The organism is Paracoccus sp. 08, assembly GCF_024105395.1.
Lineage (GTDB): Bacteria > Pseudomonadota > Alphaproteobacteria > Rhodobacterales > Rhodobacteraceae > Paracoccus > Paracoccus marcusii.
In genome coordinates, this window is sequence record NZ_WEKR01000051.1 from 1 (window position 1) to 11,573 (window position 11,573).

An 11,573-nucleotide genomic window follows, 5' to 3' on the forward strand; every position below is an offset into this window, starting at 1 on the left:
CGTCTGTGACCGATCCGTCCTGCTGGTCCTTGCGCGACCGACCCGAAGGCTGACGAAGAAGTCAGGCCAGGCGCCGATCCGCGACCGTCACCAATGCGGGCACCGCGTTGCGGTGACAGTTTCTTTTTTGGCCCCTTACGGGGCTGTGCGCTCCCTCCCCTCAGGCATCAAAAGAAGTCCGAAGGGGGTGCTTTGGTCAAGCTATTTAATTGCCGAAAACGGCAATAAATAAGTGGGAAAGCGTTGTTAAACATAGTAAAAAGGAGGTGCGGAAGGGGCGCAGAAAGCGCACCACGCCAACCACCACAAGGAACGCCAAATGGCACTTTTTGAAATTATCACCATGACCGACGACAGCGGCATGAGCCGCGTTGTGACCGATGACCTTGCCGCATGGGTCGATGACATGGGCACCGAAATCACCGGGACCGAGACCCGCACGAGCCTGCGCGCCGAGTTGCAGGGCCAGCCCAAGATTGCCGGTTTCCTTGGCCCCTTCTGGGGCGGCCTGTCCCAGACCGGCGATGCCATCATCCGCTATGAGGATGAAGGCACCTATTCGGCCCTGAGCCAGTAAGGGAGCCGAAGATGACCCGTTTTTCTGTCGTGCAGATCGACATGCACCCCGCCCCCTATGTCGCAGCGACGGGCAGCGCCCGGAGTGCCCAAATCCTGGCCCGCCTTGTGCGGGAGCGTTGCCCCGGAAACGCGTTTGGCATCCGCGAAGGCGCGGCCTTTGACGGGTCGAAAAGCAATGGTGTCATCCGCGATTGCGCCCGATCCTTGGAGGTTCAGCGGATCGCAGCGGAAGAACTGTTTGCGGAAGCCGACGAGAATCCCGACCAGCTCGTGAAGTGGCACGTCTATTTCTACGACGCCGGGACCGGGAAATTCCGTTTCACCGTGAACGCCTATCTGGATCACGATTTGCCCGTTCGGGCCAAGTGTGAAGCCGACCCCGAACTGGCCGGGCGCACTGTCGTCTATGGCGATCCGCCCACAATGGAGACGCTTTGCCTGATGCTCGATGCCTTTGCGGCAAAGCAGGAGGCAACGGCATGAGCGGGTTTTCCTTCAACGGTTTTGTGGCGGGGGATACCCCCGCCACCTTTACCGACTTTCGCGTGTCGCCGGTCAGGATGATCCGCGAAGGCACGGATGCGGAAGCCATCGAGGTTTGCAGCCCTGCACGCCGGGCTTTTTGGTCGATCTATGGCAACACCGGCGCAGGCTGGCGGCTTGTCCATGACGGCGAGGCCGACGACGCGGGCCTTGCCCTCGCCGCCTTGTCCCGGAACGCGGCAGCCCGGTTCGAGTATGCCGACCTTGAGACTATCACTGTCGCCGGGACGCTGGCCGATCTTGCCGACCGTCTGGCCGAACGCATCCACGACGAAATCCCCGGATACGACAACCCGGAGGATTTTCGCGGTGACGACTTCGACGCGCACCCGCTGTCCGAGCTGCGCGAGCAAATCCTTGAAGCCATCGAGAGCGAGGCAGCAGCATGAACACCCGCACCACATTCAGCGCCGGCGCACTGGTCGCACCGATGAACATCATGAGCATTTGCGCCGCCCGTGAGGCCGCGCTGACGCAGATGCAGGACGCCATCGGCACCCTGTCGGACGGCTACAGCCGCGCGCTGGACGCGGCCGAGACGGCCAAGGGAGCAACCGCAGGGCATTCCTGCTATCTGCACTACAGCGACAACGAGGCCGTGAAATCGACCCTGTTTTCCGCCTTTGATCCTGTTGCCGTCCTGGCCCGGTATAAGCGCACCCTCGATGCCGCAATCTGGCTGCGGATCGTTGAGGAAAGCCGCCTCAAGGAAATCATGGACCGCACCGAGCGGGACCAGCTGGACAAGCAGATGGGCGCGGATGACATGCCCGAGCCGACGCTTGAGAACATCCGCGCCACCTTGGAACGCCTGACCCTCGATGCCGACCTGATTTTTATGCGGGGCGTGGCCCGCGCCTTTTCCGAACTGGACCCGGCTTTCAAAAGCCACGACGCGTTCAAGATCGGCAAACGCATGATTTTCACATGGGTTTTCGATGATGGCGGCTATTGGTCCTATTCCGGCAGGGGCGAACAGATGCGGCGCACCTTGGCGGACGTCGAGCGGGTGTTTTCGCAACTGTCCGGCCAGCGGAGCTATGGCGACCTTGAGGGCGCGATCAATGCCGCCCGACGCGGCGGATGGGGCGCACGGCAAACCGAGATCGAGACCGAGTATTTCACCGCCCGATGCTTCAAGAACGGCAACCTGCACCTGTGGGTGAAAGACGCGGAGCTGCTGCGGAAGGTCAATCAGGTCCTGGCAAGCTATTACGGCGAAGTGCTGGCCGATGCCGCCGCGTCCGACGAGCAGCCCGCCGACTTCCGCGCGGGCACTGCCGTTGCCAAGGATCTTGCCTTCTACCCGACGCCTGCGGCGACGGTCGAAGAATTGCTTTCTGATCTGACGATCAAGGCGGGCACCCGTGTTCTGGAGCCAAGCGCCGGGATCGGCGCCATCGTTCGGCCCCTCTTGCAGATGGGCGCGACCGTGGACGCTATTGAAATCCACCCTGACCGGGCGGCGGCATTGCGGGGCATGGCCCACCCTGCGCTGAAGGTTCATTGCGCAAATTTCCTGAAGGTCACGCCTGCGCCGGTCTATGACCTGATCCTGATGAACCCGCCGTTTTCGGGCACCCATTTCATGGATCACGTCAAGCACGCGTGGGACTTCCTTGCGCCCGGTGGCGAGCTGCGCGCGATCTTGCCCGCGTCCGCCGAAGTCGGATCGACTGCCAAGCATGAGCGGTTCCGGGCATGGGCCGCACAGCATTCTCCGCGCGGCTATCGGTGCCACCAATGGCGCGACCTGCCGCCCGAGAGCTTCGCCAGCGTGGGCGTCCGCATCAACACCGTGGTGCTGACCCTTCAGAAGTGCTAGGCTCCAGACCCATTGATTTTACGTCCTTTGCGTGATTCAGGCCGCCGTAAGGAGACCTGATCGATGAGCAACCTGTTCTGGCTGACCGAAGCGCAGATGGCGCGCCTTCGCCCCTACTTCCCCAAGAGCCATGGCCGTCCGCGAGTTGATGATCTTCGGGTGCTGAGCGGCATTATCTTCATCAATCGCAACGGCTTGCGATGGTGCGACGCGCCGAGGGAATATGGACCGGCCAAGACCCTCTACAATCGTTGGAAGCGTTGGAGCGATAACGGTGTCTTCGCCCGGATCATGGTGGGCCTGGCCGCCGAGGCAACCGATCCGAAGACGATTATGATCGACGCGACTTATCTGAAGGCGCACCGCACGGCTTGCAGCCTACGTGCGAAAAAGGGGGGCGCGGTCGCCAGATCGGTCGAACGAAAGGCGGCATGAACACAAAGCTGCACGCCGTCACCGATGCTAAAGGAAGACCTATCCGGTTCTTCATGTCGGCTGGACAGGTCAGTGATTATACCGGCGCGGCGGCGCTTCTGGACAGCCTGCCGCAGGCCGACTGGTTTCTGGCAGACCGGGGCTATGACGCCGACTGGCTTCGAAAAGCGTTGCAGGACAGAGGGATAAAAGCCTGCATCCCCGGCAGGACGTCGCGCAAGAAGACCATAAAATACGACAAGCGCCGCTACAAAAGGCGCAATCGCATCGAGATCATGTTCGGTCGTCTGAAGGACTGGAGACGTGTCGCCACACGTTACGACAGGTGCCCGGAGACCTACCTTTCCGCAATCGCATTGGCCGCAACCGTTCTGTTCTGGCTGTGATCAAGAACGAGATGCCGTAACGGGGCCTGCGCTGCGACCTGCCCGTTACCGTTGTCAAACCGAGGGCAATCTGGCGCCATTCCCGTATTGGATCCATCGGGAGGACTGCGGGATGAAGCTGTTTGTCGGACTGGACGTGTCGCTGGAGAAGACCGCGATCTGCGTCATCAGCGAGCATGGGAAGATCGTGAGGGAGGCGCAGGCGGCCAGCGAGCCGGAAGCGCTGGCGCGCTGGATTGAGAACCTGGACGGCACCATCGCCGTCGTCGGTCTCGAAGCCGGTCCGCTGTCGCAATGGCTGCATCGTGGCATGACCGAGGCGGGCCTGAGTGTAGTGCTGATGGAGACCCGTCAGGTGAAGGGTGCTCTGAAGGCGATGCCGATCAAGACGGACCGACGGGATGCCGAAGGCATTGCGCGCCTGCTTCATCTTGGCTGGTTCCGGCCCGTTCATTGCAAATCCGTCTCGGCACAGGAGGTGCGCGCTCTGCTGAGTGCTCGCAAAGCCGTGCAGCAGGGCTTTATCACCTTGGAGCTGTCATTGCGTGGATTGCTGCGGAACTTCGGGCTGAAGGTCGGCGCGATCTCCCGCGGCAGGTTCGAGCACCGCATCCGAGAGCTGACGGCAGACAACCCGATGCTGTTTGCCGCGACGGAGCCGATGCTGCGGGCGCGGGCATCCCTTCGACAGGAGCTTGCAGGACTGGAACGCCGGGTCCGTCAGTTGGCGCAAGACGACCCTGTCTGCCACCGTCTGATGTCGATGCCGGGCGTGGGCGCGGTCGTGGCGCTGACCTATCGTTCCGCAGTTGATGATCCCTCGCGGTTCACATCGTCGAAGAAGGTCGGGCCATGGGTCGGCCTCACGCCTTCACGCAACCAGTCAGGCGAACGCGACATCTCTGGCGGGATCACCAAAGCAGGGGACGTCAACCTGCGGCGGGCGCTGTGCCAGGCGGCAACAGTCATGATGCATCGTGGCCGCTTGACGTGGCTGAGAACATGGGCCCTGCAGGTCGTGCGCCGTCGTGGCGCGAAACGGGCCATGGTCGCCCTTGCCCGGCGCATCAGCGTGATCCTGCACCGAATATGGACTGACGGCACAATCTTCCGATCCGAGATTGAGGTTCCGCATGCAGCCTGATCGGCCAAGCACTCCACCGTTGCCTGCCTGACCGCAGGCCTTCGAGGTCCCCATGGGACGCGGTTCCGATGATGCCGTGGTCAGGACTGTTGCCGAACCACATCGAGCACGCCAACAAGATGGGCACATCGGACCTGCATTGAACCAGCATCATGTTGGCGGCCTATGCGCCGACCACAGACCGAAGCATACACCCAGGTGATCTCAGACGAAGGTGCTGTGCCAGACGTGCGACGATCAGACCAAACTTGAAACCGCTACTTTGCGGACAACGGCGCATGCGTGAAACTGCTTGACTGCGGAATTTAGCGTACATTTCTGGCGCGTCTTCAAGACTGGCCGGGTGGGTGATCACGAAGCTGGGGTCGATCGCGCCCGCGACGATTTTTTCCAACAACGGTCTAGTATAGCGCTGCACGTGGGTTTGGCCGAGCTTGATCGTTAGTCCTTTGTTCATCGCTGCACCGATCGGAAGCTTGTCACCCATCCCGACGTAGACGCCGGGCACGGAGACCGTGCCGCCCTTGCGGCAGCTCATGATCGCCTGCCGCAGGACGTGGACGCGATCAGTGGCGAGCATCATGCTTGCCTTCACCTTGTCCATGACCGCGTCCGCCGCCCCGTGCGCGGCCGCCTCGCAGCCGACAGCATCGATGCAGCTGTCGGGGCCCCGGCCCTTGGTTCGCGCCTGCAGCTCGTCATAGACATCGGTTTCGGCGAAGTTAATCGTCTCAGCGCCACCGGCCTCCGCCATGGCGAGTCGTTCGGGCACCTCGTCGATCGCGATCACGCGGCCGGCGCCCATCATCAGCGCGGAGCGGATGGCGAACTGGCCGACCGGACCGCAGCCCCAGATCGCGACGGTGTCGCCATGCTCGATCTGCGCATTCTCGGCGGCCATGTAGCCGGTCGGGAAGATATCCGATAGGAAGAGGGCCTGCTCATCGGTAACGTTGTCGGGAATCTTGATCGGACCGACATCCGCCATCGGCACGCGGAGATACTCCGCCTGGCCGCCGCAGTAGCCGCCCAGCATGTGGCTGAAGCCGAACAGCCCGGCGGGCGAATGGCCCATCGCCTTGGCGGCCATCTCGGCGTTCGGATTGGTCCGATCGCAGGCCGCAAACAGACCCTTTTTGCAGAACCAGCAATCGCCGCAGCTGATGGTGAACGGCACCACCACCCGGTCCCCGATCTTGAGGTTGGTGACCTCGGACCCGAGCGCCACGACCTCGCCCATGTTCTCGTGGCCGAGGATGTCGCCGGCCTCCATGGTAGGCTGATATCCATCCAGCAGGTGAAGGTCCGACCCGCAGATCGCGCAGGCGGTTACTTTGATGATCGCATCGCGCGGGTGCTTGATCTCGGGATCCGCGACGGTGTCGACTCGGACATCGCCCTTACCGTGCCAGCATAGTGCGCGCATGTCGTTTCCCCATCTAGTCGTTTCCCCATCTAATCGGACGTCCCCGTCGTAAGGACCTCGTCTAAAGCGCTCAACGCCTTGGGCTGCGGCATGGTTCCCGTCTGTCGGATCCGTGAACGAGCAGCCATTTTCGGGCAGCGATCGGCGAGCTCACCCGCGACATCAGGCTCAAACTGTTCGTAAAACGGCCGTTTCGCGGCCCACCCCGACTCTCAAAACCGAGCCCGAGCTGCTAGGACCATCATTCGGTCACAAACTTGGGGATGAGTTAGCTTGGGCTCTGATGATGTGACCGCTCCCCTTTGTGGATCGTTGCAGACCCACCCTGGCACATCAGATGCCGTCGGGGGGCGGTCACATCATCAGAGCCAGGTTAGGTGTTTGATCCCACAGTTTGATGGTGCGATCCTTTCCCAGGAATGGAAGGAAGCATTATGGGCCAGGTTCGTCACGGAAGCGCCACGACCACGTACGCCGTCAGAGCTGCAATACAACGATCGCAAGCTTCGCTCGCGACGTTGAGCCGGGATCTGGGGATCAACCCAAAGACGGTTGCGAAATGGCGCAAGCGCCAAGAACATCGACTATGAAATCTTCAACCTCTATCTCGATAGCAGGGATTACCGGCGGATCTTCCAACGTGAAGCCGAGAAAAATACAGGTATCTTGGCGGATATGCTGAATGAAGCCGCGCAGATACAACCGGATATTCTCAGGAGCTACATCATCGGCGCAGGGTTGCGGTTGAAGATCGCCCCAACCGGAGCTGGCAAAGGCGTCAAATTAAGTAAGCAGAATAGTCGTTACTAAAAGTTTTTTTCTGTATCGTTAGAACAATGCAAAATGAACGGATAATATTATGGACGGTTATTGCCCTTATTGCTTAGGCTCCAGACCCATTGATTTCAGGCGTTTGGCATGATTCAGGCTCCGCAAGGAGACCTGATCGATGAGCAATCTTTACTGGCTGAGCGATGCCCAGATGGAACGCCTGAAGCCGTTCTTTCCCAAGAGTCATGGCAAGCCCCGCGTCGATGATCGCCGCGTTCTCAGCGGCATAATCTTCGTCAACCGCAATGGGTTGCGGTGGTGTGATGCGCCGAAGGAATACGGGCCCGCCAAGACCCTCTACAACCGTTGGAAGCGCTGGAGTGACAACGGGGTCTTCGCCCGGATCATGGTCGGCCTGGCCGCTGAGAGCGCCGAGCACAAGACGATCATGATCGATGCGACCTATCTCAAGGCACACCGCACGGAGTCGAGCCTGTGCGTGAAAAAGGGGGGCGCGCACGCCAGATCGGGCGGACAAAAGGCGGCATGAACACCAAACTGCACGCCGTTGCCGATGCCACGGGGCGGCCGATCGGGTTCTTCATGTCGGCCGGCCAGGTCAGCGACTACACAGGCGCCGCGGCTCTTCTGGGCAGTCTGCCGAAGGCGGGTTGGCTGCTGGCTGACAGGGGCTACGACGCTGATTGGTTCAGAGAAGCGTTGAAAGACAAGGGGATAAAGGTCTGCATCCCCGGTCGAAAGTCCCGCAGGAAGGCCGTCAAATACGACAAGCGGCGCTACAAACGGCGCAACCGCATCGAGATCATGTTCGGCCGTCTGAAGGATTGGCGGCGCGTCGCCACCCGATACGACCGCTGCCCGGAAACCTTCTTCTCCGCGATCATGCTCGCCGCAACCGTCTTGTTCTGGCTGTGAAATTCAATGAGTCTGGACCCTAGCCACCCCCCCCCCCCCCCCCCCCCCCCCTCTCACACCGGTCCCTGGCGCACTGCCCCGCACGTCTCGACCCTGCCAGGCGGGCCTGAGGCGTGGCCGCAAGGTTTTGTCAAATCAAAATCACAATCTGACCTTTTGAACTGTCCTTTTGGTCTAAGCACTACACTTGCACGCTGACCGCTCTAATAGTCCCGCCAGTGTTCAAGAGGGTGACGATTTTATGTTGGGATCAATGAGACTAGAGCATTCGTGCAAGGCAGAGATTAGCCGCGCGATGGCTGAAGAAATACTTTCTGTTTTTGATGGGGTCGGGCGTCGTTTTGATGTTCTGGAAATCGAATTGCGCGGAAATGCGTTGTATGTCCTGAACCCTGTAAGCGGAATATATGAAATACTAGGATTAGTTGGCAACCCACCATCAATGTCCAAACGGTAAAATATATTTTTTAGTTATTAAATAGTGCATGATCGTCTTCAGCAAGGTAAGGTATAACTTGGCATAGCATACTATGAAAGGTTATTAAGTGGCATTGACTGATTGTGGAGCAGCGGGTAATTTTAAGAGTCTTACGGAGCAGGACATTGCACAAGCATCCCAGGCAGAAATAATTTTTGCAATGCTGACTGCGCTCTACCCTGAATGCAAAGGGCATGTCGGTGATCTATTAGAATATGCGCTGTGCGATCTGCGCCATTTTTCAGATAAGCACCAGCTATCTTTCGCAAGCACCGACCAAGCCGCCCATCAAACATACCTTTCGGAACGATGACCTGAGTACCCCGCTCCACCTCATCGGCGGCGATCTTCTGACATGAGTAACATTGAGCTTTAGTTGGCCGGTGCGGCAGGGTCCAAGAACCCTACCGCACCGGCCCGGCGCTTGCGCGCCGCAGCACGGCCTTACGGCCATGCGGACCTAGACGGTAGGATATTCGTTTGCTAATATCAGGGATATGCAACCGGGGATATTCGATGCCGCTCTACATCCGTGACGACAAGGTTGATGCTCTTGCAGAGCAGGTCATGCGCCTCACTGGTGCGAAGACCAAAACAGACGCAGTGCGAGACGCGCTACAGGCGGCGCTTGATGCGAAGCTGAACCAAACCTCGATCTTCGATAGAATCAAGCCTTTGCAATCTCGTGTCGCAGACCTTGGTGCAGTGAATCCAGACTTCGACATGAAGAAATTTAGTGATGAAATGTGGGGTGACACCTGATGTTTTTGGACGCGTCCGTGATCGTTGCAATCCTGGGCGACGAACCAGATGCCACGGCCCATCTTCAGCACATCGAGGGTTTTCAGGGGCAGCTTTACTGCTCACCGCTGGCGCGGTTCGAAGCATCGCTTGCCATCGCTCGACGCCTTGAAGGGGACACGGGCCGAAATGCTGAAACGCACGAACGTGCCGAACGGATCGTCAATGACTTCCTGGACGTCATAGGCGCGCGAGATATTCACATAACGGGAGGCATTGGACGCTTGGCACAAGAAGCCGCGCGAACCTACGGGAAGACCGTGAACCATCCGGCTCAGTTGAACTTTGGCGACTGCTTTGCCTACGCTTGCGCTAAAGCCTATCATGTCAAGTTGCTCTACAAGGGCAACGATTTTTCGCAAACGGATCTCAAGTGACAAAACGCTGATTCTGTGATAGCCACTTCATCCTATTGCGCCACGTATTTTTTTTTGTGAAAAAGATTGTCGCAAAGGAGATGAAGAATGGGTTATTCTCAGAATGGCGCTGCGTTCTTTTACTGGGCGCACAAGCGCCGCAAGACGGCTGACGAAGCGCGCCGCGTTGCGGGCAAAGTCAGCTCACTTTCCGATGGCATGGTGGTTTTCCTATTCATCGTGTTGTGCGGTTTGATTGGCGCTGCGGTTCACGCATTCAATTATGTAATGTTCCATGCGGCTAGGCTTATAAGTCTAACTATAGACTTACTACCGTTAATCCCTTAAGGGAGCCGCGGCAATAAATTGAAGTAATCTCATAGATAAAAAGCAGAGACATTCTCTAATTAGACTTAAAAGGCCGCCAAATGGGCGGCCTTTCGGATTAATTGATAAAGCAATGGTGCAATATTTACTTTTTTTACGTTGTCAGGATCAAAATGGCGACGTACAGTGCGCCGAATGCAAACATTGCCCCCCAGAAGCGAAAAATAGCACCGGCTAACTTTAAGTCTTGAAAGTCTTTAGGGCTAAGTTCTACCAAGACTGCAATAAAGGCACCAATAAGTGCAGATGAAACGCCTAAGAACCCCGCGGTTTTTGTGCGTAGTTCAATAATAATTTTATTGGCGGCAATCCAACTGTCCCCTTTGTAATCTAGATATAATAGAACGCCAATTACTATAAGCATCGGTATCAATACGGCAAGGATTTCCCATGGGTCGTATTCAGCAGGGTTGTTTTTTTTAGGGGCTGCATTTACCGGGATTTTAACTTTGATCGGTTGAGCCGCTATCTTGGGCTGCTGAGAATTCAAATTTAATTGCGATGCCTTATTATCTTTATTTATATTCAGAGTTTTAACTGCCTGTTGGGTTAACCCCTCTTTTCCATGTTTAGTATAATCAGGGCTTATGTCGGAAGGTAAATTGCCGCCAGCATCTTCTTTATTCATGCGCCACCTTTTTTACATCAATGTGTTCTTTAGTAAAATCTAGTGAGGTGGCAACTAGAATGACTTCCAGTGTTTCAAAAACCTTGAAAACGTGCTTTGGCGGCGTCCCTCGCGTTGGTCGGTCTAGGGCTGATCGCCCTGGACCGCCCGCCCCGAGGGACCGCGCTCTAGACTTGGCCGGCTGCACCGGCCTGCGCCCCGAGCCTATCGCCCTGCCCCTCCTTTGCGCCTGATCCCGCGCGGCCTGTCTCTCCGAGCCAGCCCGCGCGGGGGCGCAATAGTCGGCCCAGGGCTATAGTCTCGGCCCTTCGGGTCACGATCGCTCGCGCAAGGGCCAGCCTGCCCACAGGACGTCTCGCCTTCCTTCGCTCTATGAAGGCGCGTCCAGCTCGACGCCTGCAAGGCCCTGCCCTTCCGTTGGTCGGTCAGGGCTGGACAGGGCTGGCAGAGGGCACCCGGTTGTCCAGTCGCGCGCCGGGAACGACCTTGGGAGTGAAGGCGCGGGACCGGAGCAGGCTGTAAGCGAGACCACAGGGATCGAGCGTCAGCCTGTGGGCAACCGGGTGGCCTGTGACAGCCGATGCAGCAGAGCAACCCCCCTTCCCTTTCCAGAATACCGAGATCCCCGCGCAAGCGCGGTGATCGCCCCTCCGGGGGGATTTGGACAAGCCAAACGCCCCCTGCGTGGCGTTCCTTATCGCGACGGGACGGGCCTGACTGTCACCTTTCGGCCTGGTCGCGTCCTGCGCCTGACAGATCGCCCCCATCCACCCAAGGGGCTTTCGCGGCATATCCTTGCCCCTGCGGGCCTACGGTATTCCACGGTCCCCTTGTGCGTCTGTGACCGATCCGTCCTGCTGGTCCTTGCGCGACCGACC

At 58.6% G+C, this 11,573-nt stretch carries 14 protein-coding genes and 1 pseudogene; 13 read left to right on the forward strand and 2 right to left on the reverse strand.

Features of this window, described 5'->3' with window-relative positions:
• Window positions 1-319 precede the first annotated feature (319 nt).
• From GBO37_RS13790 to GBO37_RS13815, 6 genes are all read left to right on the forward strand, one after another.
• Window positions 320-577 carry a hypothetical protein gene (locus tag GBO37_RS13790; protein WP_045984290.1) on the forward strand — a complete coding sequence of 86 codons (258 nt, stop codon included), beginning with the start codon at window positions 320-322 and terminating at the stop codon, window positions 575-577.
• Between the two features lie 29 nt (window positions 578-606).
• On the forward strand, window positions 607-1,062 hold the full coding sequence (locus GBO37_RS13795) for a hypothetical protein (RefSeq protein ID WP_252929611.1): 456 nt from the start codon (window positions 607-609) through the stop codon (window positions 1,060-1,062).
• Window positions 1,059-1,511, forward strand: coding sequence for a hypothetical protein (locus GBO37_RS13800; protein WP_252929612.1), 453 nt, complete (start codon window positions 1,059-1,061; stop codon window positions 1,509-1,511). Before GBO37_RS13795 ends, GBO37_RS13800 begins: the two co-directional genes overlap by 4 nt.
• Window positions 1,508-2,947: a DUF4942 domain-containing protein gene (locus GBO37_RS13805; RefSeq protein ID WP_252929615.1), complete on the forward strand. Its 1,440-nt coding sequence runs from the start codon at window positions 1,508-1,510 to the stop codon at window positions 2,945-2,947. Before GBO37_RS13800 ends, GBO37_RS13805 begins: the two co-directional genes overlap by 4 nt.
• Window positions 2,948-3,010: 63 nt before the next feature.
• A protein-coding gene (locus GBO37_RS13810) for an IS5 family transposase (RefSeq protein ID WP_157001753.1) occupies window positions 3,011-3,768 on the forward strand; the annotation gives its coding sequence in 2 pieces (ribosomal slippage) (window positions 3,011-3,329 and window positions 3,329-3,768; 759 coding nt in all).
• Window positions 3,769-3,880: 112 nt separating this feature from the next.
• Window positions 3,881-4,912 (forward strand): IS110 family transposase, encoded by a 1,032-nt coding sequence (locus GBO37_RS13815; RefSeq protein WP_252929616.1) that lies wholly within the window; start codon window positions 3,881-3,883, stop codon window positions 4,910-4,912.
• 163 nt (window positions 4,913-5,075) lie between these two features.
• On the opposite strand, the gene GBO37_RS13820 is transcribed toward GBO37_RS13815, so the two are convergent.
• Complete coding sequence (locus GBO37_RS13820) at window positions 5,076-6,338, reverse strand: zinc-dependent alcohol dehydrogenase (protein ID WP_252929617.1); 1,263 nt, start codon at window positions 6,336-6,338, stop codon at window positions 5,076-5,078.
• A gap of 434 nt (window positions 6,339-6,772) precedes the next feature.
• On the opposite strand from GBO37_RS13820, the pseudogene GBO37_RS13825 reads away from it, so the two are divergent.
• From GBO37_RS13825 to GBO37_RS13855, 7 genes and pseudogenes are all read left to right on the forward strand, one after another.
• Window positions 6,773-6,916, forward strand: a pseudogene (locus GBO37_RS13825) (IS481 family transposase); the annotation flags it as partial.
• On the forward strand, window positions 6,891-7,148 hold the full coding sequence (locus tag GBO37_RS13830; RefSeq protein WP_045984187.1) for a hypothetical protein: 258 nt from the start codon (window positions 6,891-6,893) through the stop codon (window positions 7,146-7,148). The pseudogene GBO37_RS13825 and the gene GBO37_RS13830, both read left to right, overlap by 26 nt.
• 139 nt (window positions 7,149-7,287) lie before the next feature.
• Window positions 7,288-8,045 (forward strand): IS5 family transposase gene (locus tag GBO37_RS13835; RefSeq protein ID WP_252929618.1). Its coding sequence is split into 2 segments (ribosomal slippage): window positions 7,288-7,612 and window positions 7,612-8,045, totalling 759 coding nucleotides; the frame shifts between segments, so codons are not numbered across the junction.
• 545 nt (window positions 8,046-8,590) lie between these two features.
• Window positions 8,591-8,836, forward strand: a complete 246-nt coding sequence (locus GBO37_RS13840) for a hypothetical protein (RefSeq protein WP_157001822.1) — start codon at window positions 8,591-8,593, stop codon at window positions 8,834-8,836.
• 203 nt (window positions 8,837-9,039) lie between these two features.
• Window positions 9,040-9,285, forward strand: coding sequence for a type II toxin-antitoxin system VapB family antitoxin (locus GBO37_RS13845; protein WP_045984336.1), 246 nt, complete (start codon window positions 9,040-9,042; stop codon window positions 9,283-9,285).
• Window positions 9,285-9,701, forward strand: coding sequence for a type II toxin-antitoxin system VapC family toxin (locus tag GBO37_RS13850; RefSeq protein WP_052714992.1), 417 nt, complete (start codon window positions 9,285-9,287; stop codon window positions 9,699-9,701). Before GBO37_RS13845 ends, GBO37_RS13850 begins: the two co-directional genes overlap by 1 nt.
• Before the next feature lie 87 nt (window positions 9,702-9,788).
• Entirely contained in the window at window positions 9,789-10,028 is a 240-nt protein-coding gene (locus GBO37_RS13855; protein ID WP_045984334.1) for a hypothetical protein, read from the forward strand.
• A 133-nt stretch (window positions 10,029-10,161) separates the two neighbouring features.
• Here the strand turns inward: GBO37_RS13855 and GBO37_RS13860 are convergent, their stop codons facing one another.
• The gene (locus tag GBO37_RS13860) at window positions 10,162-10,695 is read right to left on the reverse strand and encodes a hypothetical protein (RefSeq protein ID WP_157001820.1); all 534 of its coding nucleotides are present in this window, start codon (window positions 10,693-10,695) and stop codon (window positions 10,162-10,164) included.
• Window positions 10,696-11,573: the final 878 nt, after the last annotated feature.

What these genes read in the sequence shown, in the direction of transcription:
- GBO37_RS13850 (WP_052714992.1), top strand. Translation starts at nt 9,285, where the DNA reads ATGTTTTTGGACGCGTCCGTGATCGTTGCAATCCTGGGCGACGAACCA.
- GBO37_RS13860 (WP_157001820.1), bottom strand. Translation starts at nt 10,695, where the DNA reads ATGAATAAAGAAGATGCTGGCGGCAATTTACCTTCCGACATAAGCCCT.
- GBO37_RS13855 (WP_045984334.1), top strand. Translation starts at nt 9,789, where the DNA reads ATGGGTTATTCTCAGAATGGCGCTGCGTTCTTTTACTGGGCGCACAAG.
- GBO37_RS13790 (WP_045984290.1), top strand. Translation starts at nt 320, where the DNA reads ATGGCACTTTTTGAAATTATCACCATGACCGACGACAGCGGCATGAGC.
- GBO37_RS13800 (WP_252929612.1), top strand. Translation starts at nt 1,059, where the DNA reads ATGAGCGGGTTTTCCTTCAACGGTTTTGTGGCGGGGGATACCCCCGCC.
- GBO37_RS13815 (WP_252929616.1), top strand. Translation starts at nt 3,881, where the DNA reads ATGAAGCTGTTTGTCGGACTGGACGTGTCGCTGGAGAAGACCGCGATC.
- GBO37_RS13820 (WP_252929617.1), bottom strand. Translation starts at nt 6,338, where the DNA reads ATGCGCGCACTATGCTGGCACGGTAAGGGCGATGTCCGAGTCGACACC.
- GBO37_RS13845 (WP_045984336.1), top strand. Translation starts at nt 9,040, where the DNA reads ATGCCGCTCTACATCCGTGACGACAAGGTTGATGCTCTTGCAGAGCAG.
- GBO37_RS13805 (WP_252929615.1), top strand. Translation starts at nt 1,508, where the DNA reads ATGAACACCCGCACCACATTCAGCGCCGGCGCACTGGTCGCACCGATG.